Source organism: Mycobacteroides sp. H001, assembly GCF_001440005.1.
In the GTDB taxonomy this organism is placed as follows: Bacteria; Actinomycetota; Actinomycetes; order Mycobacteriales; family Mycobacteriaceae; genus Mycobacterium; species Mycobacterium gwanakae.
Genome location: NZ_LJYH01000033.1, coordinates 1 through 22,592, shown reverse-complemented (window position 1 = coordinate 22,592; position 22,592 = coordinate 1). Strand labels below are relative to the sequence as shown.

Annotated in this window: 25 protein-coding genes and 1 pseudogene; 8 read left to right on the top strand and 18 right to left on the bottom strand. The window is 63.6% G+C overall.

What is annotated here, in order from left to right:
* The first annotated feature begins 60 nt into the window (after window positions 1-60).
* Both AOT83_RS15255 and AOT83_RS15250 read left to right on the top strand, forming a co-directional pair.
* Window positions 61-897 carry a DUF6159 family protein gene (locus AOT83_RS15255; protein ID WP_057966176.1) on the top strand — a complete coding sequence of 279 codons (837 nt, stop codon included), beginning with the start codon at window positions 61-63 and terminating at the stop codon, window positions 895-897.
* Window positions 898-1,007: 110 nt separating this feature from the next.
* Complete coding sequence (locus AOT83_RS15250) at window positions 1,008-1,805, top strand: DUF6159 family protein (protein ID WP_057966177.1); 798 nt, start codon at window positions 1,008-1,010, stop codon at window positions 1,803-1,805.
* Here the strand turns inward: AOT83_RS15250 and AOT83_RS15245 are convergent.
* From AOT83_RS15245 to pnuC, 5 genes are all read right to left on the bottom strand, one after another.
* A complete protein-coding gene (locus tag AOT83_RS15245; RefSeq protein ID WP_057966209.1) occupies window positions 1,802-2,680 on the bottom strand; it encodes a phosphatidate cytidylyltransferase in 879 nt (292 codons plus the stop codon). The two genes, AOT83_RS15250 and AOT83_RS15245, sit on opposite strands and share 4 nt — an antisense overlap.
* Window positions 2,681-2,700: 20 nt before the next feature.
* Entirely contained in the window at window positions 2,701-3,258 is a 558-nt protein-coding gene (gene frr, locus AOT83_RS15240; RefSeq protein ID WP_030094002.1) for a ribosome recycling factor, read from the bottom strand.
* 45 nt (window positions 3,259-3,303) lie between these two features.
* Window positions 3,304-4,029 (bottom strand): UMP kinase, encoded by a 726-nt coding sequence (pyrH, locus tag AOT83_RS15235; protein ID WP_030094003.1) that lies wholly within the window; start codon window positions 4,027-4,029, stop codon window positions 3,304-3,306.
* Window positions 4,030-4,150: 121 nt separating this feature from the next.
* Complete coding sequence (helR, locus tag AOT83_RS15230; protein ID WP_030094004.1) at window positions 4,151-6,427, bottom strand: RNA polymerase recycling motor ATPase HelR; 2,277 nt, start codon at window positions 6,425-6,427, stop codon at window positions 4,151-4,153.
* A 90-nt stretch (window positions 6,428-6,517) separates the two neighbouring features.
* On the bottom strand, window positions 6,518-7,096 hold the full coding sequence (pnuC, locus tag AOT83_RS15225) for a nicotinamide riboside transporter PnuC (protein ID WP_030094005.1): 579 nt from the start codon (window positions 7,094-7,096) through the stop codon (window positions 6,518-6,520).
* Between the two features lie 36 nt (window positions 7,097-7,132).
* On the opposite strand from pnuC, the gene AOT83_RS27870 reads away from it, so the two are divergent.
* On the top strand, window positions 7,133-7,750 hold the full coding sequence (locus tag AOT83_RS27870; RefSeq protein WP_030094006.1) for an aminodeoxychorismate synthase: 618 nt from the start codon (window positions 7,133-7,135) through the stop codon (window positions 7,748-7,750).
* On the opposite strand, the gene AOT83_RS15215 is transcribed toward AOT83_RS27870, so the two are convergent.
* The 4 genes from AOT83_RS15215 to rpsB all read right to left on the bottom strand — a co-directional run bounded on the left by AOT83_RS15215 (window position 7,747) and on the right by rpsB (window position 11,478).
* A complete protein-coding gene (locus AOT83_RS15215) occupies window positions 7,747-9,129 on the bottom strand; it encodes a family 1 glycosylhydrolase (RefSeq protein WP_057966178.1) in 1,383 nt (460 codons plus the stop codon). The genes AOT83_RS27870 and AOT83_RS15215 overlap by 4 nt on opposite strands.
* 26 nt (window positions 9,130-9,155) lie before the next feature.
* Window positions 9,156-9,749 carry a TetR/AcrR family transcriptional regulator gene (locus AOT83_RS15210; protein WP_057966179.1) on the bottom strand — a complete coding sequence of 198 codons (594 nt, stop codon included), beginning with the start codon at window positions 9,747-9,749 and terminating at the stop codon, window positions 9,156-9,158.
* Window positions 9,750-9,825: 76 nt separating this feature from the next.
* Window positions 9,826-10,644 carry a translation elongation factor Ts gene (gene tsf / locus AOT83_RS15205; RefSeq protein ID WP_046254186.1) on the bottom strand — a complete coding sequence of 273 codons (819 nt, stop codon included), beginning with the start codon at window positions 10,642-10,644 and terminating at the stop codon, window positions 9,826-9,828.
* Window positions 10,645-11,478 (bottom strand): 30S ribosomal protein S2, encoded by an 834-nt coding sequence (rpsB, locus tag AOT83_RS15200; RefSeq protein ID WP_030094010.1) that lies wholly within the window; start codon window positions 11,476-11,478, stop codon window positions 10,645-10,647.
* A 358-nt stretch (window positions 11,479-11,836) separates the two neighbouring features.
* On the opposite strand from rpsB, the gene AOT83_RS15195 reads away from it, so the two are divergent.
* On the top strand, window positions 11,837-12,310 hold the full coding sequence (locus tag AOT83_RS15195; RefSeq protein WP_057966210.1) for a M23 family metallopeptidase: 474 nt from the start codon (window positions 11,837-11,839) through the stop codon (window positions 12,308-12,310).
* On the opposite strand, the gene AOT83_RS15190 is transcribed toward AOT83_RS15195, so the two are convergent.
* Together AOT83_RS15190 and AOT83_RS15185 are read right to left on the bottom strand one after the other, a co-directional pair.
* A complete protein-coding gene (locus AOT83_RS15190) occupies window positions 12,298-12,543 on the bottom strand; it encodes a hypothetical protein (RefSeq protein WP_057966180.1) in 246 nt (81 codons plus the stop codon). The two genes, AOT83_RS15195 and AOT83_RS15190, sit on opposite strands and share 13 nt — an antisense overlap.
* Window positions 12,544-12,557: 14 nt before the next feature.
* Window positions 12,558-13,523: a TetR family transcriptional regulator gene (locus AOT83_RS15185; protein ID WP_057966181.1), complete on the bottom strand. Its 966-nt coding sequence runs from the start codon at window positions 13,521-13,523 to the stop codon at window positions 12,558-12,560.
* Window positions 13,524-13,680: 157 nt separating this feature from the next.
* On the opposite strand from AOT83_RS15185, the gene AOT83_RS15180 reads away from it, so the two are divergent.
* From AOT83_RS15180 to AOT83_RS28185, 3 genes are all read left to right on the top strand, one after another.
* The gene (locus AOT83_RS15180; RefSeq protein WP_030094014.1) at window positions 13,681-14,088 is read left to right on the top strand and encodes an MmpS family transport accessory protein; all 408 of its coding nucleotides are present in this window, start codon (window positions 13,681-13,683) and stop codon (window positions 14,086-14,088) included.
* Window positions 14,085-17,024: an RND family transporter gene (locus tag AOT83_RS15175; protein ID WP_057966182.1), complete on the top strand. Its 2,940-nt coding sequence runs from the start codon at window positions 14,085-14,087 to the stop codon at window positions 17,022-17,024. Before AOT83_RS15180 ends, AOT83_RS15175 begins: the two co-directional genes overlap by 4 nt.
* Before the next feature lie 200 nt (window positions 17,025-17,224).
* The gene (locus AOT83_RS28185) at window positions 17,225-17,470 is read left to right on the top strand and encodes a hypothetical protein (RefSeq protein ID WP_044103994.1); all 246 of its coding nucleotides are present in this window, start codon (window positions 17,225-17,227) and stop codon (window positions 17,468-17,470) included.
* A 13-nt stretch (window positions 17,471-17,483) separates the two neighbouring features.
* Here the strand turns inward: AOT83_RS28185 and AOT83_RS15170 are convergent, their stop codons facing one another.
* The 3 genes from AOT83_RS15170 to AOT83_RS15160 all read right to left on the bottom strand — a co-directional run bounded on the left by AOT83_RS15170 (window position 17,484) and on the right by AOT83_RS15160 (window position 19,888).
* On the bottom strand, window positions 17,484-18,398 hold the full coding sequence (locus AOT83_RS15170; protein ID WP_030094017.1) for a tyrosine recombinase XerC: 915 nt from the start codon (window positions 18,396-18,398) through the stop codon (window positions 17,484-17,486).
* Window positions 18,395-19,225: a siderophore-interacting protein gene (locus AOT83_RS15165; protein WP_030094018.1), complete on the bottom strand. Its 831-nt coding sequence runs from the start codon at window positions 19,223-19,225 to the stop codon at window positions 18,395-18,397. Before AOT83_RS15165 ends, AOT83_RS15170 begins: the two co-directional genes overlap by 4 nt.
* 75 nt (window positions 19,226-19,300) lie before the next feature.
* Window positions 19,301-19,888 carry a TetR/AcrR family transcriptional regulator gene (locus AOT83_RS15160; protein ID WP_030094019.1) on the bottom strand — a complete coding sequence of 196 codons (588 nt, stop codon included), beginning with the start codon at window positions 19,886-19,888 and terminating at the stop codon, window positions 19,301-19,303.
* A gap of 197 nt (window positions 19,889-20,085) precedes the next feature.
* On the opposite strand from AOT83_RS15160, the gene AOT83_RS15155 reads away from it, so the two are divergent.
* Complete coding sequence (locus AOT83_RS15155) at window positions 20,086-20,469, top strand: DoxX family protein (protein ID WP_057966211.1); 384 nt, start codon at window positions 20,086-20,088, stop codon at window positions 20,467-20,469.
* On the opposite strand, the gene AOT83_RS15150 is transcribed toward AOT83_RS15155, so the two are convergent.
* The 4 genes and pseudogenes from AOT83_RS15150 to AOT83_RS15140 form a co-directional block, all read right to left on the bottom strand.
* Entirely contained in the window at window positions 20,470-21,369 is a 900-nt protein-coding gene (locus AOT83_RS15150; RefSeq protein WP_057966183.1) for a LysR family transcriptional regulator, read from the bottom strand.
* Between the two features lie 52 nt (window positions 21,370-21,421).
* Window positions 21,422-21,577, bottom strand: a complete 156-nt coding sequence (locus AOT83_RS27400; protein WP_044103995.1) for a hypothetical protein — start codon at window positions 21,575-21,577, stop codon at window positions 21,422-21,424.
* A gap of 83 nt (window positions 21,578-21,660) precedes the next feature.
* Complete coding sequence (locus AOT83_RS15145) at window positions 21,661-22,482, bottom strand: YoaK family protein (RefSeq protein ID WP_030094021.1); 822 nt, start codon at window positions 22,480-22,482, stop codon at window positions 21,661-21,663.
* A 10-nt stretch (window positions 22,483-22,492) separates the two neighbouring features.
* Window positions 22,493-22,592 (bottom strand): annotated as a pseudogene (locus tag AOT83_RS15140) (carbonic anhydrase); the annotation flags it as partial.

Here is a 22,592-nt window from a genome sequence, read left to right as displayed (position 1 = left end):
AAACCAGCCACCCATGCGGGTAGCTACTGCACTGGTATCTTGAGCCTCATTGATCCGTCAATGACCAGGGGGAATCGGATGGCCGTCACCAGCACGCTGTCGACATCGTGGCAAATCTTCAAGACATCCGCGAAGGTGCTGAGCTCACGTAAGGAGCTCGTCGTCTTCCCGATTTTGTCCGGGCTCACCGCGCTGCTTGTGCTCATCGGAATGGTGACCCTCGGCGTCCTGCTACTGCCCGCGACGACCGGAGATTCGGTGCCGCCGCTCTTTTACCCGGTCTTCGCCGTCGGGTACTTCGTGCTGATGTACGTCGCGACGTTCTGGCAGGCGGCGCTCATCTCGCAGGCGAACATCGCACTAGAGGGCGGAGACCCGAGCGTCGCCGGGGGAATCTCGGCAGCAGCCCAGCGCGGCGGACGTCTGCTCCCCTGGGTTCTTATCACCGGTGTCGTCTCCTGGATCATCAGCGCCATCGAGGAGCGGGTGCCGTTCGTCGGGCGATTGCTGGACGTCGCCTGGCGCGTGGTGTCCTTCCAGGTGCTGCCCACGATCGTGCTGCAGAATCTCGGCGCGATCGACGCCGTCAAGAAGACCAAGGAAACGCTCAAGAACGCCTGGGGCCAGAACGTCGTCGGCGTCGTGGGCCTGAACTTTTTCACCGCAATGTTGACGCTGCCCGGGGCCGGGTTGATCTATCTGGGAGTCGCCGCGAACGCCACCGCTGTGACGGGCGTGCTCGCGGCACTCGGCGCACTGTGGATCCTGGCGGGCTCCATCATCGGAGCCGCACTCACCGGGATCTTTCAGACCGCCCTGTACCGGTTCACGGTTGATGGCCATGTGCCGGGACCGTTCGCCGGAGTAGACCTGCGCCAGGCGCTCAAGACCAGGTAGACGCCCTCCACGCCATCCTGGATTCAGGTGGCACCTGTCACTCTTCCTCACACCTCAGTTGTCACACTGGTAACTTGTGTAACAAGAGTTGTTACACATCAGGGGACTCGGTGGCTTCTTCCAACGCACTGCCGACGTCGTGGGACATTTTCAAGACATCGATACGCCTCCTGCGCCGTCACAGGACGCTCGCGCTCTTCCCCGTCGCCGCCGGCATCTCTGCGGCGCTGTTCATCGTGATCTTGATAACCCTGGGACTTCTCTTGCCGCCGGGCATCGACAAGACTGCGCCACAGTTCATCCGTGCCGCGCTGACCGTCGACTACCTCATCCTGTGGTACCTCGTGATGTTCTGGCTCACGGCCCTCATAACACAGGCGGACGCCGCACTGGAGGGTCGAAAGCCGATCTTCGCCAACGGTTTCCGGACAGCAGCCCGCTACCGCTGGCGGCTAGTCCCCTGGGTTCTCATCGATGCGGCCGTCACCTGGGGCATTGGTGTCATGGACGAGAATCTCCTGTATGTCGGGAGCCTCGTGCACGTTCTCTTCATCGGACGCTTTCTCGACCTCGTCTGGCGCGCAGTCTCATTCCAGGTGCTTCCGGCAATCGTCCTGCACGACGCACGCACCACGGATGCCATCAAGGCCTCCAAGAGCGTCCTCCGGCGCGTGCTGACCAAAAATGTCCTTGCCCAGGTGGGTCTTCGCATCTTCACCCTGGTGCTGGTACTGCCAGGTGCGGCTTTGCTTTTCGCCGCCGCCACGGTGGGCCAAGGAGTGCTCGCGGGCCTGCTCGGACTGTGCGGTGGTCTCTGGATCGCGGCCGCAGTCTTGACCGCCGTGACCGTCAGCGGGATTTATCAAACGGTGCTGTACCGAAGCGCAGCCGCGTCAAACACAACCTAGATAAAGAGCGTCAACACAATCCAGGTGGCCACCGCGGAAGGCAACAACGAGTCCAGACGGTCCATGATGCCGCCGTGTCCGGGCAGCAGCGTGCCCATGTCCTTGATGCCCAAGTCGCGCTTGACCTGCGACTCGACCAAGTCGCCCAGGGTTCCCGTGATGACGAGCATGATGCCCAGTGCCACACCGACAAAGGGATGGTGACCCAGCAGGAAGGTCACCGCCAGGGTCGATGCGGTCGTGCCCACCAGGAGCGAGCCTGCCAAGCCCTCCCAGGACTTCTTGGGACTGATTGCGGGTGCCATCGGATGCTTACCGAACAGCACACCGGCCGCATACCCGCCGATGTCGGAGAAGGTGACACCGAGCATCAAGCAGAACACCTGCTCCGCACCGTTCTCCGGATAGACCAGCAGTGCACCGAACGATGCGAACAGTGGGATCCACGCGGCGACGAACACGGTGATGGCCACGTCGCGCAGATAGTTCACCGGCTGACTGCCCAGCCCCTGACTCAACAGTCTCCAGATCATGCACACTACGACGGTTGCGCCGAAGGCACCGAGCGATCCTGCGGTGCCCCACGGCCAGGTCAGCCAGATCATGGCCTGCCCGCCGAAGAACAGCGGGATGAACGGCACCGAGATGTCGGCCTGGCGCAGCCTCTTGGTCACCTCCCACATCGCGATCCCGAGGAAGACCGAGATGATGCCGACCCAGATCTCCTTCTGGTACAGCAGCGAGAAAATGATCATGGCGGCGAGAACAGCGCCGACGCCGATGGCCGCCGGCAAATTGCGTCCGGCCCGGGACTTCGTCCCCGAAGGGGGCGCAGGGCTGTTGCCAGGGGCCGGAGCCGCGTCGGTATCTCCCATGGTCGTCATTACCGGGGGCCCTAGACCTCCAGTAACTCGCCTTCTTTGTGCTTCACCAACTCATCGATCTGAGTCACGTACTGGGAGGTGGTCTTGTCCAGATCCTTTTCCGCGCGGCCCACTTCGTCCTCGCCGGCCTCGCCGTCCTTCTTGATCCGGTTCAGTTCGTCATTGGCCTTACGCCGGATGTTGCGCAGGGTCACCTTGGCGTCCTCGCCCTTGCCCTTGGCCTGCTTGACGAGCTCGCGACGACGTTCCTCGGTGAGCTGCGGAATGGCAACGCGAATGATGCTGCCGTCGTTGCTCGGGTTCAGACCCAGGTCCGAGTTGCGGATCGCCTCCTCGATGGCCTTGAGCTGATTGGCCTCGTACGGCTTGATGACCACCAGGCGAGCCTCGGGCACGTTGATGCCGGCGATCTGCGTGATGGGGGTGATGGTGCCGTAGTAGTCGATGACAACCCGCTGAAACATTCCAGGGTTGGCACGGCCCGTACGAATCGTCGCGAAGTCATCGCGGGCGACCGACACGGCCTTTTCCATCTTCTCCTCGGCGTCGAGAAGAACCTCGTCAATCACGATTGATCTCCCATCGGGTCTGATGATCTTCGCGCAAGCGGCTCATCATGGTGTTACCAGCGTTCCGATCTTCTCACCTGCGACCGCCCTGGCGATATTGCCTTCGGTAAGCAGGTTGAACACCAGGATTGGCATCCGGTTGTCCATACACAGGCTGAACGCGGTGGCATCGGCGACCTGCAGTCCGCGATCAATGACCTCACGGTGCGTGATCTCCGGCAGGAACTCGGCGTCAGGATTGGCGCGCGGGTCATCGGTGAAGATGCCGTCGACCGCCTTGGCCATCAGCACCACCTCGGCGCCGATCTCCAGCGCACGCTGTGCGGCAGTGGTGTCGGTGGAGAAGTACGGCAATCCCATGCCGGCACCGAAGATGACAACGCGGCCCTTCTCCAGGTGCCTCCTGGCCCGCAGCGGGATGTACGGTTCGGCAACCTGGCCCATGGTGATAGCCGTCTGCACGCGCGTGACAATGCCTTCTTTTTCCAGAAAGTCTTGCAGTGCAAGGCTATTCATGACGGTGCCGAGCATGCCCATGTAGTCCGAGCGCGTCCGTTCCATCCCGCGTTGCTGCAGCTGCGCGCCGCGGAAGAAGTTGCCACCGCCGATGACGACCGCCACCTCGGCACCGCTGCGAACCACCTCGGCAATTTGGCTGGCCACCCTATGGACCACATCCGGGTCAAGACCGACAGCTCCCCCGCCGAACATCTCGCCGCCGAGCTTGAGCAGCACCCGCTTATATCCGGTGCGGCTCACATCGCGAGTCATCACGCCTCCTCGGTACGGGTTCAACAACGCCGGTGCACAAAACTCAGCCATCGGGCCCGCTGCTTCCGCTCATCGCGCAAGCGGCTCATCGGAAGGCCGCGACGGCGGTGTCTATCCTGCCTTATTGGGCGACGCTCGTTGGCACGACCCGGCGAACCGAGCCGGGGCCGACTGTGGTTTCGGTGAGGCCGACGAGAGCTTGCGGCAACGGCGCCACGTGCAGCACGCCCAGGCGCTGTGTGGCGCGGGTGAGCGCCACATAGAGCTCGGCCGCACCTCGCGGCCCATCCGCCAGGATCCGTTCCGGCTCGACGACCAGCACCGCGTCGAACTCCAGGCCCTTGGTCTCGGAGGCGGGCACCGTGCCGGGTACACCCGGTGGCCCGATCACCACACTCGTGCCCTCCCGAGCGTCTTCATCGCTCGTGAATTCCTCGATGGCTTTTGATAATTCGCCCTCGGTGAGATGTCTTGACCAGGGGCGCACGCCACAGGAACGGACGGATTCGGGTGGCTGGACGCCCGGTGCGAACTCGGCAAGCAGCGCCGCGGCGACGGCCATGATCTCGGCTGGGGTGCGGTAGTTCACCGACAACGACCGGTACAGCCAGCGTCCCGGCACATACGGGGCCAGAATCGCGTCCCAGGAGGTGGCACCGGCCACCGATCGGCGCTGAGCCAGGTCCCCGACCACCGTGAACGAGCGGCTTGGACACCGGCGCATCAAAACTCGCCAGTCCATTTCGGACAGCTCCTGCGCCTCGTCGATCACGATGTGCCCGTACGTCCAGTCCCGGTCGGCCGACGCGCGTTCGACCAGGTCGCGGGTGTCACGTTCGGTGAATCGTTCCGCGAGGTCCTCGGCGCCGAGCAGATCGGTGGCGAAGAGGTGGTCTTCGTCGTCCATCATGTCTTCACGGCCGGTCATCAGGTCCAACACCCCGGCCGCGTACTCGGCCTCGGCCCTGCGCTCTTGTTCAGCCGCCTCCTCTGCGGCCTTATCGCGGCCCACCAGGTCGACAAGCTCATCGAGCAGGGGTACGTCTGAGACCGTCCATGCGTCACCGACAGGGCGTGCCAGTGCGGGATCCGCACCGGCAGCGCGCAGCCGCTCCGGTGAGGTGTACAGCTCCGACAAGAGCATCTCCGGCGTCAGCATCGGCCATAGCTCGTCGAGTGCGGCGGCGAATCCCTCGTGATCCCCGAGTTCATCCAGCAGCTCCGCGCGCAGGTGCTCCCAGGCCTTGCGGTCCTCGCGTGTGAGCCACCCCTTGCCGATACGCGGGATCGCCCGCTCCGTGATCGCCCATGTCAGTACGTCGGTGAAGACCGTTCGCGCCTCGTTGTGCGGGAGCCTGCTCGCACGCGCCTCTTCGATGGCCCACTGCGCTATGTCGGCATCGATGCGCACCGAAACGTCGGTGAGCTGGATGCGCAGTGGTTCCACGGGGGTCCGCTGCCGATCCGCGACCGCAGCCGCGAGCACGTCAAGAATCTGCAGCGAGCCCTTGAGACGCGCGGCCTCCGCTCCGTCCTCCGCCGTCACCTTCAGACCGGGCAGCAGATCTCCCGCCGTCGTGAACACCACGTTCGTCTCGCCCAACGACGGCAGGACCCGCGAAATATGGCTGAGGAAAGCCGCATTCGGGCCGACAACCAGCACACCGTGGCGTTCCATCCGCTTGCGCTGGGTGTACAGCAGGTAGGCGACGCGGTGCAGCGCCACGACGGTTTTGCCTGTGCCGGGACCGCCCTCGATGACCAGCACACCAGGATGATCGAGCCGGATGATCCGGTCCTGCTCGGCCTGGATGGTCGCCACGATGTCGCGCATGCCGTTGCCGCGCGGTGCGTTCACGGCCGCGAGCAGCGCCGCATCACTCATGCTTCCGCGCTCGCCGTCGCGATCTTCACTGTCGGGACGGCCCAGGATTTCGTCGGAGAACGCGTCGACGTGACGTCCCCGAGTCCGAAATTGGCGCCGGCGCCGAGTGTTTTCCGGGTTGGCCCCGGTGGCGATGTAGAAGGCCTGCGCTGCCGGAGCCCGCCAATCGATCAACAGTGGTTCGTAGTCATTCGTCTCGTCCAGAAGACCGATGCGTCCGACGTAGGACCGCTCTCCCGAGACGGCATCCAGCCGGCCGAAGCACAGTCCGTCGTCGGCGACGTCCAAGCGTTGCGCCTGACTGGCCAGTGCGCGCACCTCGTCGTCGCGCTCGACCATGGCCGCACCGTTCTGCTGATCGACAGGCGCACGCAGGGTGCTGCGGTATCGCCCCTTAACGCGCGCACGCTCGGCGTCGAGCCGCACATAGAGCCCAGCGATGTACTCCCGCTCGGATTCCAGTTCTTCCTCGTATGTCGTCAACTGGACTTCCCCGTTTCCGTTCTCATTCATGGCATCTGACGTTCGGCCAGCGATTGTGCGGTATGACCGGGGCCTTGCCGCAAGGCCCCCTGTCCGATATATGTTGGAAGGGGCAGGTTGTTATACCGAGTCGACGGTCGTCTCCGTCCGCAATTCTTTGCGCCAGCTCCATAGCCCGACGGCGGCCATCACGGTGAGAAACGCGTATAGACCTGCCGTCAGGTTCAACCCCTTGAACAGATAAACACCTACGGAGAACGTGTCGGTGATGATCCAGAGTGCCCAATTCTCGATCCATTTTCGGTTCATCATGAATTGGGAGACGATACTGAGCCCGGTGATCACCGAATCAAGCTGAGGGGCATTGGAATCGGTGAACGTGATCAGGAACCCATACAGTCCCGCCACCAGGACCGCCAGGGACAACGCCAACGGCAGCCACGCCCGCCGTGGCGTCCGCCGCACCGCGACACCATGCCGATCCGGGCTTCCCCGCTGCCACAGGTACCAGCCCTGAGCGGCCAGCGCGATAAACATGACCTGCAGGGCAGCGTCGGCGTACAGGGTCTGCCGGCTAAAGACCACGATGTAGAACAGCGAGCTGACGATCGCGACCGGGAAGGTCCAAATATTCTGGCGGACAGCGAGGATCACGAACAGCACACCGGCCAGGCTGCCGATTAGCTCTGTCCAGTCCACCGCAACAGGCTAGCCGAGCACCAGTAAGCTCGCGCCATGGCGACACCGGCACCACTGCGAAGCTTCGCGTGGCTGGCCACGATCATCAGCGAGAGCGAGCCACACTGCGGCGATGTGCGTGTTGTGGCCATCGACGGCAGGGGCGCCGCCGGCAAGAGCACCTTTGCTGCACGACTACACGCAGCGGTATCGGCGACAACCCCGTCTACGGCGCTGCTGCACACCGACGACTTCGCGTCCTGGGAGACGTTCTTCGGGTGGTGGCCGCGGTTCGAGGAGCAGATTCTCGCGCCCTGGGCGCACGGCAACTTGGCGCGGTACCAGCGCTACGACTGGACGACCCGAGAATTCGGCCCACCGGAGCAGTGCGCACCGCCGTCGGTGCTGATTCTCGAGGGCGTCGGCTCGGGCCGCGCAGCCGCCGGCCGCTGGTTGAGTTCGCTGATCTGGGTGCAGACCGGCCAACTGACCCGTAGGCGCCGCGCTGAGGTGCGCGATGGCGAGGAGCTCCGCGAGTTCTGGCGATTGTGGCTCAACGAGGAGGAAGCGCACTTCCGTCGGGATCCCACCGCGGCACGCGCCGACCTCATCGTCGACGGCGATCCCGCGGTGCCACCGGACGACCCCGACCGCGACTTCCTGCTCGGCCGTTAGCGCAACGGCACCGTCGGCCCGTTCGGGTCAAGTGGCGCACAGCTGTCCTGCCCTACCGTCGTGGAGCATTTCGCCGCCGGGATCGCCGGGCGGTAGCCGACTGCGGTGCCTGCATCCCGGGTGATCTGGGTGTAGGTCTGGACGGCATCGGTGGGCACGCGCTTCAGTGCCGGATCACCCAGCGCGTCTACGGTGTAGAGGCCGAAACGTGGCCGGTAACTTCCCCATTCGTAGTTGTCGACCAACGACCAGTAGTTGTACCCGATGATCGGGATACCGTCGGCCTTGGCCCGCTGTAGCCAGAAGACGGTGTCGTTGAGGTACTGCGATCGGGTCACGCCGTCAGAGCGCGGCTTTCCATTGTCGGTGACCATGCCGTTCTCGACGATGTAGATCGGCAGCCCGGGGTATCGCTGCGCGTAATGCCGCGACACGTAGTAGATGTCCTCGGGCTGCAACTTTATGTTCCAGCGTGCGGCCATGCTCTGCGCCGAGGCTGGATTGTCCAGGGCGGTGCCGGTGTAGTAGTCGAAGCCCAGGTAATCCAGGCTGCCGGGGACCCGGTCGAAGAACGAACCCTCCAGACCCTTCACTCCGAAGCCTGCGAACTGCGCCAACACATCCGGGGGGATGTAGGCCTCGTTGGTGGTCACCTTGGCCTTGGGGTCGGCGTCGTGCGCGGCCCGGTACACCGCACGATGAGCCTGCGCAAGACGATCCAGGAAGCCTTCGAACTGATTGGGTTTGATCGCGCCGGTGCGCACCTCCATCGCCCCGAAAGCCAGCGGCTCGTTGATGCTGACCCACAGCACCCCTTGTCCGGCATAGCGTTTGGTGATTGCCTTGGCGAAGTCTTCGAACGCCGCGATGTTGTTCATGAAGCCGCCGCGGTCGGCGACCCAGCCCGGGTATACCCAGTGCATGAGCGTGATCATCGGGGTCATGCCGTTCTCGCGTAGCGTCGCGACGATGGAGTCGTAGTACGCCAGTTCCTTCTCGTCCCATTTGCCCGGCTCGGGCATCACCCGCGACCACTCCAGCCCGAATCGAAATGTATTGACGCCCATGGCATGAGCATTGGCGATGTCTTCGGCGTATCGATGGCGGAAATCATCGGCCTGCCGGTACGGGTCGACCGGGCCAGCCCCTAGTGGATCAGCCCCGGGCTCTACCGGCCTACCGGCGGTGCGATCGACATAGCGTCGCCAATTGCTGTCGGGAGCACTGCCCTCCACCTGGTAGCCCGCAGTTGCAGTACCCCAGTAGAACCCGCGATCCCAAGCGGAATCGTCCTTCGAACTCTCCTGCTGCGGGCTGCAAGCGGCCAATCCCAATGCCACTACGACTGCCGATGCCACTACGGAGACGATCCATTTCATACGAAAACCATACACTGTATGGTTTTCTAGGCCAGTAGCCGCTCCCACACCCGCCGCATGTGACTGCCCATGTCGATGGATGGATCCGACATCCACTGGATCTGAATGCCGTCTGCGGCCGCGATCAGCGCCGCCGCAGCGAATTCGGCATCGACATGCTCGGGAACCTCGCCCGCGGCCTGGCGCCCTCGCACGTACTCGGCGATGAGTGTGCGCATCCTTTCGTACCTGTCCCGCAGGTAAGCGCCGGCAGGGTGGCCCGGGTCAACTGCCGCGGCGGCCGCCAGTGAGAGATACACCGTCCCGGAGCCGGGCTTACTCGCCTTGTCGAGCATCGCTTGTGCGAGCACCTCGCCGGGGTCGATCTCGGAGTCCGAATTGCCATACCAATGTTCAAATCTGGCATCGGCATCGCGCTGGATCTCGGTGAGGATCACATCGCGCGTTGGGAAGTAGTGCATGAGCCCGGCCAGGCTGATGTTGGCCTCCTTGGCGATGACACGCATCGAGGCGCCGGCCTCCCCGTCGCGCTCCAACACCGTCAACGCCGCGGCGAGGATCTCCCGGCGCTTGGCCTCCCCTTTGGGATACCGCTTTGCATCAGGCCCAACAGCTGGCATTGCCCGAGGCTAGCGCACAAACAGTTCGGCCCCGCACAGGAACGAATCCTGGCGGGGCCGAATTGTTTTGAGAAACCTAGGCTTGGCCGACCTCGAACCGCGCAAAGCGGGTCACGGTGACACCGGCCTCGTCAAGCAGAGCCTTGACGGACTTCTTGTTGTCGGATACCGACGGCTGATCCAGCAGCACGACATCCTTGTAGTAGCCAGTCACGCGTCCCTCGACGATCTTGGGCAGCGCGGCTTCGGGCTTGCCCTCGGCCTTGGCGGTCTCCTCGGCGATGCGACGCTCATTCTCGACCACGTCGGCCGGAACGTCTTCGCGCGTCAGGTACTTGGCCTTGAGCGCAGCGATCTGCAGCGCCACAGAGTGCGCGGCACCCTCGTCTGAACCGGTGTACTCGACCAGCACGCCCACGGCCGGCGGCAGGTCCGCGGCGCGCTTGTGCAGGTATGCCTCGACAGTTCCATCGAAGTACGCCACCCGGCGCAGCTCCAACTTCTCGCCGATCTTGGCGGCCAGGTCGGCGATCGCCTGCTCAACGGTCCGGCCGTCCTCGACCTTGGCGGCCAGGAGGGCGTCGACCTCGCCGATCTTGCCGGCTGCGGCCGCACCGACGATGGCGTCGGCCAGGCCCTGGAACTCGGCGTTCTTGGCGACGAAGTCGGTCTCGGAGTTCAGCTCGACAAGTGCGCCGTCACGCGCGACAACCAGGCCCTCGGCGGTGGCACGCTCGGCACGCTTGCCGACGTCCTTGGCACCCTTGATGCGCAGCACCTCGACGGCCTTGTCGAAATCACCGTCGGACTCGGCCAGGGCGTTCTTGCAGTCGAGCATTCCGGCACCGGTCAGTTCCCGGAGCCGCTTCACATCGGCGGCTGTGAAATTCGCCATTTAGCCTTCCTCGGTTGTGGTTTCGGTGGTCTCGGCCGCGGGCGCAGCACCGTCATCGGTGGTTGCGACAGCGGAGGCAAGCAGTTCCTGCTCCCACTCGGCAAGCGGCTCGGCGGCCTCTGGCTTCTCGTCGCCACCGGCCAGGCCGGAGCGGGCCTGCAGGCCCTCGGCGATCGCGGAAGCGACGACCTTGGTGAGCAGCGCGGCGCTGCGGATCGCGTCATCGTTGCCCGGGATCGGGTAGTCGACGACATCGGGATCGCAGTTGGTGTCCAGGATCGCGATGATCGGGATGTTCAGCTTGCGGGCCTCGGCTACGGCGAGGTGCTCCTTGTTGGTGTCCACCACGAAGATCGCCGACGGCACCTTCTGCATGTCCCGGATACCGCCGAGGCTGCGCTCAAGCTTGTTCTTCTCACGCGTGAGCATGAGGATTTCCTTCTTGGTGCGTCCCTCGAAGCCACCGGTCTGCTCCATCGACTCCAGCTCCTTGAGGCGCTGCAGACGCTTGTGAACAGTGGAGAAGTTGGTGAGCATGCCGCCCAGCCAGCGCTGGTTGACGTAAGGCATGCCAACGCGAGTCGCCTCTTCGGCGATGGGCTCCTGAGCCTGCTTCTTGGTGCCGACGAACATGACCGACCCACCGTGGGCGACGGTCTCCTTGACGAACTCGTACGCCTTGTCGATGTAGGTCAGCGTCTGCTGCAAGTCGATGATGTAGATGCCGTTGCGGTCGGTGAAGATAAACCGCTTCATCTTGGGGTTCCAACGACGGGTCTGGTGCCCGAAGTGCGCGCCGCTGTCAAGCAGCTGCTTCATAGTTACTACAGCCATGAGTCCATGGTTCCTTTTGTCGGTTGTCGCCCCGGATCGGGTGATCCTGGGCCCTAGCGTCTGCTGATGCCGGAACCCATTCCTCGATTCCCGAAGGAAACCCTGGATGGGACCGCCCGGCATGCTGGTCACGAGTTCGTGTACAGACGCGCGAAGTCAACCCGCTAGGCGAGTTGCGGTCATGAGTTTACATGCTGCGACGAGTGCTTTTCGCCACGCACCGAAGCATCGGGCGCGCGGACCCCGGAGGTTGTCCACAGGGCCGGAATGGCTCTTTCCTCCACCACAATCGTCCGGTCACGATGATGTCGTGAGGTTCAGAAGGGTCGGCTGTCCTGGACTGATCCTGGCCGTGGCGCTGACCGCCTCCCCCGCGGCCACCACCGCACCGGGTGACACGGGTGATCGTTTCGGCTGGCCACTACGTCCTCAACCTGCGGTAACCCGGCACTTCGACAAGCCGCGGGAGCGTTGGAACCGGGGCCATCGCGGGGTCGATTTAGCCGGCTTCCCCGATCAGCGGGTGGCCGCGGCTGGGCCGGGCATCGTGGTGTATGCAGGATCTCTCGCCGGTAGGACGCTGGTCTCGATCGAACACGTCGGCGGCCTGCGCACCACCTACGAGCCGGTTACCCCGCTGGTCAAGCCTGGTCAGCGCGTGAGCGAAGGATCGGTCATCGGGACACTACGGCCCGGACATCCCGGCTGCGATGGTGCAGCCTGTTTGCACTGGGGCGCGCTGCGCGGGCCTGCTTCAGCGGCGAACTACCTGGATCCGCTGGGACTGTTGGCCGCTACGCCGCTACGGCTCAAACCGCTTCAGGCGGGCTGACAGATGTCGACGTGCGCGGGCTTTCCAGTGGCCTGCGACAGCCTGGTGACCGCGTCATGGAATCTGTCGAGTGCGTCCTGTTCGCTGACCACTTGGTAGAACGCACGCATCTCACCGCCGTTGGCCATGCACACCCACCACGGCGGGTACACATCAGCGGTCGCCGTTCCCGGTACCACGAGTCCGAGGCCTACAAAGGCGGTAGTGGCCGCCACCAGAATTCCGGCGCGCATGCTTGGAACTCTAATCATCGGACCGATTTCGACCAGGCCCTTGCCCACAATTCCAGCGGGGCCAGCGCGACGAGCAACGCCTTGCCCACCGCCGTCAGCGAGTACTGCCCATCTTGGCTCCGCACGATGTGGGCGGCGGTCAGCTCGCTAAGGCGTGCGGTGAGGACGCCGCTCGATACCTCCCCGACCTCGCTCATATGCTGCCTGAGCTCCGGAAAGGTCTTTGACCCGGACCGCAGCTCCCAGAGCGCCAGAATGGCCCAACGGCGACCGAAAAGGTCGAATGCCGCGTTGAGCGGCTGCCCGGAACCGGACCCCCGCACGGGCTTGCCCGGGCGTGGCGTGGCAACCCCGTCGGGCGACTCCGCCTCCGATATCCCGGCACTGGCGATGATCGTGATCAGTCGGCCGGCACGCTCGGCCATCTGCTCCGCGCTCTGCTCGGGATGCCGGATCCACCAGGTGATCATGGCGCCGACCATGCCCATCCAGCCCTGCGTGAGCACACCGATGTCCTGCGGGTCGCGCAACTCGGTGGCCGCACTTCCCACCGCGGCCACGCCCTGGCCGGCCAGAGCAGCGAGACGCATTCTGGCGATCCGGGCAGCCGCCAGCGCATCACTGCCCTCGGGCAGCGTCTGATCCCAGATCACCAGCCAATCAGATGGGCGGGGTGCCAACGCCTGAAAGATGACCTGCAGCACGGCCCGCGGCAACGCGAGTGTGGGCGGAGCCGCCTCCATTGCAGCAGCGATGTGGTCACCGACGATCGCTCCAGCGCGCTGCACACACGCGATGTACAGCTGCTCCTTGGACCCGAAATATGCCAGCACCATGGGCTTGGACACGCCGACCGCCGATGCCACCGCCGCCAGGGACATGCCCGCGTATCCGCTGCGGCCGAACTCCTGGCACGCGGCATCGAGGATCTGTTGCTCCCGCTCGGCGCGGGGCATGCCCTTGGTACCTGCCCGTGTCACCAGTCCCTTGTACCAGCCTCAAGCCTTCCCATGCCGAGTATTCATGTGCGCGGCATCACAGTAGACCGATCGGTGTGATGTTCATATGACCAACTGTTAAATTAACAATCGGCCAGTTAACGTCAACGCTCACCAACCGGATCAATGAGGAGCTGGAATGCGTGGCGCGTGGGTGTATCTGGTATCGACGGCGGTCCTCTGTATCGCCGGGGCCTACATAGCCCATCTGCGGCTCAGCGACATTCCTGACCCTGCCATCGGCCATTCGGCCAAGCCCCCAGTCATCGGCAAGCCACGGGACAAGGTCGTCGAATACCGGCTCGACGGGCCCGCAGGCAGCGCGATCACGGCGTCCTACTTGGACGTCGACGGCGCCGTCCGCGAAGTGTCGGGGACACTCCCCTGGCAGACCACCCTGCACGCCAAACAACTTGTCGTCCCAGCGGGACTCGTCGCGCAATCCAGTTCGGGACAGATGTCTTGTCGCATCACGATCGACGGGCTCACACGTGACCAAAGCGCGGCCGACGCATCGGCCGTCTCCTGTCAGGTGGCGGTGGCGTGAATCTCTTGGACAAGTTTCGCGTACAGGTATGGGACAAGTTGTGGGCCGGCCCCGCCGACGTGGCACCCACACCGGGACGACCGCTGCTGGCGCGGCTGCTCTACCGGTTCTCCATACCTATCCTCGTGGTGTGGCTTGGTGCGGCCGGCATTCTCAATCTCGCTGTGCCCCAGCTGGAAACGGTGATCAAACAGCACGCCCGCTCGTTTCTGCCCGATGACGCCGCCTCTGTACAGGCGATCTCGAAGATGGGCGATTACTTCGGCGGTTCCGGTACCAACAACTTTGTCTATCTCCTCCTCGAGGGCGAAGCTCCGCTGGGCGCCGAGGCGCACCAGTACTACTCGTCGATCCTTGATCGGATCAACCAGGACAAGAAGCACGTCAACTCCTCCATGGATCTGTGGTCGGATCCGCAGTTCGCGCCGGCCAACGAAAGTGCCGACGGGAAGGCCGCATACGTCCTGATCAACCTCAAGGGCAATATGGGGACTGCCCTGGCCATGGAATCGACCGCGAAGATCCGCGAACTCATCGCCCAGTACCCGCCGCCCAAAGGAATCACCGCGCACCTGACGGGCCCCTCCGCGGTGGTGAACGACGAGCTGGTGTCAATCAACGACTCGATCCTGATCCTGCTGATCGCATGTGCGGGGCTGGTGGGCCTCATCTTGTTGGTGGTGTACCGCTCGCCGATCACCATCGCACTGCCACTACTCGTCGCGGGAGCGGGGCTTGCCGTCGGTCGACCCATCGTCGCGTTCCTCGGCGAACACCAAGTCATCGGCGTGTCGATCTTCGCCTCGGCGCTACTGGCGGTGATCGTGCTGGGCGCCGGAATCGACTACGGCATTTTCCTTTTGGGCAGATACCAGGAGGCACGGCGAGCCGGCGAAGACCCGGTCGAGGCCTACTACACGGCCCTGGCAGGGGTGCAACACATCATTATCGCCTCGGGGCTCACCGTTGCCGGGGCGACAGCCTGCATGGTCTTCACCCGCCTGGCCATCTTCAGTACGTCGGGGCTGCCCTGCACGGTTGCGGTGGTGGTCACCCTCGCCGCAGCGCTGACTCTCGCGCCCGCCGCGCTGGCTGCGGGTAGCAGATTCGGATTCTTCGAGCCGCGCGAAGAGAAGTCGCAGCGCCGGTGGCGGCGCATCGCCACGTACGTGGTGCGGTGGCCGGGGCCGGTGTTGGCAGGCAGCTTGGCCGTGCTCGCGATCGCATTTCTGGCGGTACCCGGGTTCCGGCCCAGTTACAACGAGCGGCAAGCTCAGCCCAGCGACTCCCCCGCGAACGTCGGCTTCGCCGCCTCGGACCGTCATTTGCCGCCAAATATCATGTCCCCCAGCGTCTTCATCGTGGAAGCAGACCACGACATGCGCAACTCCGCGGATCTGATCGCCCTGGCGAAAATGAGCAATGCCGTACTGAATATCCCCGGCATCAGCAACGTGCAGGGCATCACCCGGCCGCTGGCGGCCCCCTTGGAACTGGGGACACTGCCCGCGCAAGCCGGTTATGTCGGTGGGCGGCTGACCCAAATGACCAAACTGCTTACGCAGCGCATCGAGGACCTGACCGCTCTCAGCGGCCGGGTGGGCCAACTTTCGCTGACAGTGCGGGGCTTGGAACAGGCGCTGCGCACCGGCACCGTAGGTGCGACCCAGATACATTCAGGTGCAACGGAATTACGCACCAGCCTGGCCGCCGTGGTGCAGAAGGTCGACTCGTTGCGCGGGACGGCCAAACCCGCCGAGGACTTCATCGGCGGGATCCCGAACTGCCGCGATAACGACTATTGCCAGGCCGCACTCACCGGGTTCTCCCTCTTCGACGATCTGCACCGTTTCGACGGGCTTGTCGGCAATCTGGTGAACGGAACCGGCACGCTGGCACAGACCTTGCCTGCACTCGGTGCGCAGCTGCCGGGACTCAAGGACTTCATCACCCAGGTCAACGCGGTTATCGCACCACTGCAGAGCACCCTGCAAGTCCTGCTGCCCCAGGTCACCGAGATCACTCAGTTCACCGATGACCTCAGCAAGAGCTTCACGGCAGGCGACCCGAGCAACTCCTTCTTCATACCCACGCAGGCCTTCGAGAATCCACTCTTCAAAAGCGCTATGCCGTACTTCTTCTCCCCCGACGGCAAAGTGACCCGGATGGTCGTCACTCCGGAAAAGGAGGGGTTCAGCCAGGAGGCCATGGACCTGAGCTCCGAGATCATCCCGACGGCACTGCAGTCCATCAAGAGCACATCGTTGGCAGGCAGCACGGTGAGTATCGGAGGGCCGGGCGGCACCCTGCTGAACATCGAGGCCTTCACCCGTGAGGACTTCATTACCAGCGCCGTGGCCGCGTTCGCCTTCGTGTTCTGCGTGATACTGATCCTGCTGCGCAGCCTCGTCGCCGCGATGGTGGTCATCGGGACTGTCGCGCTGTCCTACGTCTCGGCGCTGGGCCTCACCGTGTTTGTCTGGCAGGACCTCGTTGGCATCCCGCTGCATTGGTCGGTGGCACCACTGTCATTCGTGTTCCTTGTCGCCGTCGGCGCCGATTACAACATGCTGCTGGTGGCCCGGTTCCGGGAAGAGATACACGCGGGCATCAAGACGGGTGTCATCCGCTCTATGGCCAACACCGGCGGGGTGGTGACAACCGCGGGCCTGGTCTTCGGTTTCACCATGTTCGCGATGATCGTTGCGCCGGCCCGCAACATCGCCCAGCTCGGTACGGCGGTCGGTCTCGGCCTGCTGATGGACACCCTGATCGTGCGATCGTTCCTCGTGCCCGCCATCGCGACCCTGCTGGGCCGCTGGTTCTGGTGGCCAGTGGTGATACACGACAGAGCCGCCAGCCGCGACGCGGTCCGCCAGGGCGCGACGCCCTCGGGCCCGCACGATCACGCACAGCTCGTAGGTGCGTCGCGATGACATACGCGGATTCCGCTCAATACCAAGGCAGGTGAGCAACACATGCGGTGGCGCGGCCTTTCATCAACCGGTGGAACCCACACCTCTGTCGAGATGCGCTTAGGCACAAGATATCTCGATGACCACAGGTGCGAATTGAACCTCGGCCCACTACAGCTCAGCATTGTCACACCGCACGCTTGGAACCGCGGGTAACGGCCGTGCTTACGGGAGCCGGGTTCGCCGCAGTGCTTCTGTTCCTGGTGGTGGTGGCCCTGTGGGCGGCCGGTGGGAATGGCGGGTCGATGAGCTACTACCAACGCGAAGTGGACCGCATGATGCGCAAGCAATCACGGCAAGAAAAGGCGAGTTTGGAGGCGCGAACCCGCCGTAACCGACGGCAACGCTGGAGGAGTCGCGTCCACCCTGCTCAGGCATGCCGACGGAAACACGAGCACGAGACCTGAGTGCCTCACGACATCACGCCCGCGGATGCGCCTGATCGTGGACGGCTCGTAGACGCGCCACGGTGACATGGGTATACAGCTGCGTGGTGGCCAGCGTGGAGTGTCCAAGCAGCTCCTGAACGACACGCAAGTCCGCACCGCCTTCCAGCAGATGCGTTGCGGCGCTGTGCCGCAGACCATGCGGGCCGATATCCGGGGCTCCTGGCACGGCGGACATGGTCTGATGCACCACGGTGCGAACCTGACGCGGATCGATACGCCGGCCACGCGCACCCAGGAGCAGCGCGGCACCCGAGCCCGAGTTGGCGAGATCCGCCCGACCGCGCTCCAGCCACGCCGTCAGCGCATCGGCGGCGGGACCTCCAAACGGCACGGTGCGCTCCTTGTCGCCCTTACCCAAGACGCGCAACACCTTTCGCGACCTATCGATATCGTCCACATCCAAACCGCAAAGCTCACTGACCCGAATCCCGGTGGCGTAGAGCATCTCCACGATCAGCCGATCCCGCAGTGCCATCGGATCATCTTGCTCGGCACCCGAATGCGCGGCTTCCATCGCCGCCACGGCCTGGTCTTGTCGTAGCACCGCAGGGAGGGTGCGTCGAGATTTGGGCTGTTGTAGGCGTATCGCGGGATCCGTCTTCATCAATCCGCGACGGGTCGCCCACGCGGTGAAAATCTTCGCCGCCGAAGTACGCCGCGCGACCGTAGACCGCGCCGCACCCTGCCGGGCCTGAGCGCCGAGCCATGACCGCAACACCGGCAATGACAGATCAGCCAGGGACGCCTGCGGATTGGTCGCCGACAAGTGATCAAACAACGAGGTGAGATCGCCACGATAGGCCCGTTGGGTGTGTACCGACCGTCCGCGCTCCAGCGCCAGATGCTCGGCGAACTCGTCGAGAATCGCGGTCAGCTGCGGAGTCACTCCCTCACGGTAGCTTCGGCGGCCGCTAGCTCCTGCTTCCACACGCGGAAAGTCTCCTCGGTTCGCCCACGGCGCCAATAGCCCGAAATCGAGGCGGCCCACTTCGGTGCGACCCCACGTTCCTTGCGTATGTACGGCCGCAGGTTGTGCATGACGGTCTGAGCCTCGCCGTGGATGAATACCTGCACCTGTCCGGGCAGCCACTCCGCCGAGCGCACCGCTGCCACCAACGGGGCGTTATCCCCCGCCAGGCTCTCATCGACCTCGTCGGCACCAGCGCCCCGGTGAACCCAGACAATCTCGACATCGCCGCGGGTGTCGAAGGCGATCTCATCCTGCGGGCCTGCTACCTCGATGAACACCTTGGCGCGGGCGCCCTCTGGAAGCGCTTGCAGGGCGACGGTGATCGCCGGGACGGCCGATTCATCGCCGGCGAGCAGATGCCAGTCAGCGGCGGGATCTGGCGAGTAGGCGCCGTGCGAGTCGGTGAGATACAACTTGTCACCTGCCGTGGCCCGTGCAGCCCACGGGCCCGCCACCCCAGTGTCGCCGTGCACCACAAAGTCGATGGCGATCTCGCGACGGTCGGCATCCACGGAACGGATGGTGTACGTGCGCACCGTGGCCTGCATGTCGCGCGCCTGATCGATGTCGCGCGGACCAGGCCCTTCGTGGCCCTCGGGAAGGAATATCAGCTTGGCGTAGCTGTCGGTATCCGCGTTGGCCTCGAAACCGTCGAATCCGTTACCGCCAAGCACCACCCGGGTGATGTGCGGAGTCACTTGTTCGGTGCGAACGACCTGTAACTCGTGGAGCGGGCGTGCCATATCGCCTCCTGCGTCGAATCCTCCATGTCAATTGCCTTGACTATACGGAGGAATGCCCGTGAATGGGCGCCCTCGTCAGGGCAGCATGCCCCTGACGATCAGCTCTGCGGCGGCCTCGGCGTGCGCGTGCACCTGATCCGGATCGAACACGGCATCGCCGAAGACGGTACGAGCCAGCGCTCCGCTACTGAACAAGGCGGCGGTGCCGGATGTGATGAGAAAGAAGCTGGTCTGCAGCGGTACATCGCGCAGCTCTCCTGCCTTGACCGCCTCCTCGTACACCGGCCCGAGTCGTTCTTGCATGGGGATGACGTAGGCCTGACAGATGTGTTGCAGCCGCTCGCTGTCCTGGCCCGCCTCGATGTCCATGATCCGGATCAATTCGGGGTGTTCGGCCGCGAAGATCACAAACATCTTGATGAATCGTTTGATCCGCTCCGCGGAATTCAGGCTCTCGTCGTCATCTGCCAGCACCTTGTCGACGATCGCCTGAAATCCCCAGTCGACGGCCGCGTACCACAGCTGTTCCTTGGACGAAAAACGTTGATGTAGCAGGTTATGGCTTACGCCCAGCTCACGATTGAGGGTGCGCATCGACATGCCCTGATAGCCGTGCGTGGCGAACGCTTGCAGCGCCGCGGTGAAGATCGCGTCGGCCGACACTCCCTCGCCGCCTTTGCGCGGCCGGCCACGAGGGCGCCGCGTCAACTCACCCGCTTCAGTCACGAAATCCGCCACATCCTTCCTTCCCAACCATCATCCCCCCATTGGCTGGCAATCGCGTTCAGGCCTTCCGCACAACGGTCATGATCTTTATCGGGATTGCCGAATGCCACCGTTACGCCGGGCATACTGGCGCGATGGATACCTGGTTGTGGATCTGCGCCGGTGTGCTCGCCGTGGTGCATCTCGGCGCGGGCGTGTTCAAACTGATCACCCCGTACGAAAAGATCGCCGCCAATCCCAACCTCGCCTGGGCCACCGATTTCACACCTCACGTGGTCAAGGCGATCGGCGGGATGGAAGTGCTCGGCGGAATCGGCGTGGTCCTCCCGCACGCCACCGGGATCGCCCCGGTGCTGAGTCCGCTTGCCGCTGCCGGACTCGCAGTGTTACAGGCGGGGGCCTTTGGTGTTCATGTCCGCCGCAATGAATGGAAATTGACCATGGTCAACGTGATCCTCATCGTGCTTGCGGTATTCGTCGCGTTCGAGTGGTACGCGTTGCCGACCTCCGGACAGTGACTACGGCACACCCACGAGATCGGTCTGCGCGCTGCACAATTCGCTCACATACGCGGCGAAGGCCTCAGCTTCCGGCGTGGCGCCTTTTTCTCTCCACACCAGCGTGAGGCGCCCGCGCATCACCTCATCGGACAGGTCGATCTGGCGAACTCGGTCCAGACGATCAGCAGGAAACTCCGGCGCTACGGCGACGCCCAGATCCCGGGTAACGAGGTGATTCATCATGTCGACTGAGCTCGTCTCGAAGGCGATGTCAGGAACGAATCCTTGTGCCAGGCAAGCCTGATCAAGAATTTTCCGAACCCCGGACCCCTGCGGATGACTGATGAGCGCACGGTTGCGCAGATCCTCAAGACTGATCGACGCACGCGATGCCAAGGGGTCGTCGCGATGGACGATGGCCACGATGTTCTGTTGGGTGAGAAGCTGCTCGCGTAACAGCGGGGGCGTTGACGAGCCCTGCCCGACCACGGCGACGTCGAGTTTGCGTTCTAGCACCGCCGCCGTGAGTTGATCCGATCGCGCTTCGGTCAGTGTGATCGACACTGCGGGATGCGCTTGGTGGAACGCGGCCAAGGCATCGGCGAGTAACGGCAGCGGATGATCGACCGTTCCAATAGCCAGATGCCCACACAGGACACCCGCCATGGCGCTTGCGGTCGACCGTATCTTGCCCACGGTCTGAAGTGCCGTTTCGGCGAGCGGGAACAACATCTTGCCAAACTCGGTCAGCTTGAGCGCTCTGCTCGAACGGTCGAAAAGCTCGTGGCCGAGCTCCCGCTCCAGTCTCCGGACCTGAGCACTTACCCAAGGCTGAGCGACATGCAAAGCCTCCGCGGCGCGGGTGAAATTCGAGTGTTCCGCGACCGCGAGAAAGTACTCAAGCTGCCTCAGTTCCATAGCGAATCACCCCACAGGCCAGACAGGAGTTACCGCGGTTGACAAGGCAGGGTCAGTAGTTGATGAGCCAAAGCGGCCCAAACTTGGCCACTCCCAGCGCGATGAAAAGGACCGCAATGATCATCGCCGTGGCGAGGTCGTTCATGTGCTCGATGGGGCTGCTCGATTCAGCCTTGTGGGACTCGTAAATCTGAAATCCGGGCTCCATGCCGCGCTTCCTTCCTACTTTGGTTGAACAACTGTTCTGGAAAATCGATCTGGGGATGCAACCGGCAAGGGTCGCCGTATCACTCAACCGAGAATGGTCTTGCGATCCGAGTGGAAGAATGTGATGAGTGTCGTTGCACCACATATTAATCCGACAGTGAGTATCACCTTGGATCCGCTGTAGACCGAGGCAATGACCCCGCCTGTTGCAGCACCGAGGATGAACGACAGGTAGAGCATTGCGTACCCAAGCCATTCAAAGACCGAACCCTTGCCAAAGAGATGGCGTTCGATTCCTTGCCCCAACTTGACCACGGTTCCCGTGACATAGCTCAAGGGAATGGCGGTTTCACCCTTCTTCACAAACGACGTGTTGAGTGCTCCAATCGAGAAGGCCAACAACAGAATCGGCGTGAAATGCACGTCAATGTTCGCCGTGAAACTCCGGTCCTGATAGAAGTCGACCGCGGCAGCCGCGAGGAGACCCACCGTGGTCAGCACCGTCGCACCGTGCGGATGATTCTTCCAAAATTTTCTCCGGCAGAAGGAGGCAACGATCACCCCGAACAGGAAGGCCCCGATCATCGAGATAGCGGCAATCGGACCCGCACCCGCCACCTGCTGTTTGTCGGTGACCTTGAACCACGTCAGCACCGCACGTTCGGTGTTTCCGGTCATGAATGTCACGAAGTAGCCTGCGCTGTGCAGGAAGGCGACCGCGCCGACCATGCCCGCAAGTCCCGAAAGCAGCCACGAAAGCCTAGCCTCGCTGCCGATTGCGGCCTCACGAGTTATGACGGCATCGGCGGTCTTAGACACCACTGCATCGCCCTTGCGATTGTCCATTTCCACGTCATCCTGAGATCTGTTATCTAAAGTCATGGACCCGCTGCTCTTCCGGTTCATGGTGGCCAACTCAGGGCTTGTCGATGTCGCCGACGTGGCCGTGCAGGACGATGCGTCCGTCGGCCAGTTTGTAGGTCAGGTACACGATGGCGAGCTTGTTGGCCTTGACC

Coding starts and splice junctions, on each gene's coding strand:
- AOT83_RS15150 (WP_057966183.1), bottom strand. CDS start 21,369: ATGGAACTGAGGCAGCTTGAGTACTTTCTCGCGGTCGCGGAACACTCG.
- pyrH (WP_030094003.1), bottom strand. CDS start 4,029: ATGACTCGCGATGTGAGCCGCACCGGATATAAGCGGGTGCTGCTCAAG.
- AOT83_RS15180 (WP_030094014.1), top strand. CDS start 13,681: ATGCGTGGCGCGTGGGTGTATCTGGTATCGACGGCGGTCCTCTGTATC.
- AOT83_RS15215 (WP_057966178.1), bottom strand. CDS start 9,129: ATGAAATGGATCGTCTCCGTAGTGGCATCGGCAGTCGTAGTGGCATTG.
- AOT83_RS27870 (WP_030094006.1), top strand. CDS start 7,133: ATGGCGACACCGGCACCACTGCGAAGCTTCGCGTGGCTGGCCACGATC.
- rpsB (WP_030094010.1), bottom strand. CDS start 11,478: ATGGCTGTAGTAACTATGAAGCAGCTGCTTGACAGCGGCGCGCACTTC.
- AOT83_RS15190 (WP_057966180.1), bottom strand. CDS start 12,543: ATGCGCGCCGGAATTCTGGTGGCGGCCACTACCGCCTTTGTAGGCCTC.
- AOT83_RS15255 (WP_057966176.1), top strand. CDS start 61: ATGACCAGGGGGAATCGGATGGCCGTCACCAGCACGCTGTCGACATCG.
- AOT83_RS15145 (WP_030094021.1), bottom strand. CDS start 22,482: ATGAACCGGAAGAGCAGCGGGTCCATGACTTTAGATAACAGATCTCAG.
- AOT83_RS15155 (WP_057966211.1), top strand. CDS start 20,086: ATGGATACCTGGTTGTGGATCTGCGCCGGTGTGCTCGCCGTGGTGCAT.
- AOT83_RS15165 (WP_030094018.1), bottom strand. CDS start 19,225: ATGGCACGCCCGCTCCACGAGTTACAGGTCGTTCGCACCGAACAAGTG.
- AOT83_RS15210 (WP_057966179.1), bottom strand. CDS start 9,749: ATGCCAGCTGTTGGGCCTGATGCAAAGCGGTATCCCAAAGGGGAGGCC.
- helR (WP_030094004.1), bottom strand. CDS start 6,427: ATGAATGAGAACGGAAACGGGGAAGTCCAGTTGACGACATACGAGGAA.
- AOT83_RS15245 (WP_057966209.1), bottom strand. CDS start 2,680: ATGGGAGATACCGACGCGGCTCCGGCCCCTGGCAACAGCCCTGCGCCC.
- AOT83_RS27400 (WP_044103995.1), bottom strand. CDS start 21,577: ATGGAGCCCGGATTTCAGATTTACGAGTCCCACAAGGCTGAATCGAGC.
- tsf (WP_046254186.1), bottom strand. CDS start 10,644: ATGGCGAATTTCACAGCCGCCGATGTGAAGCGGCTCCGGGAACTGACC.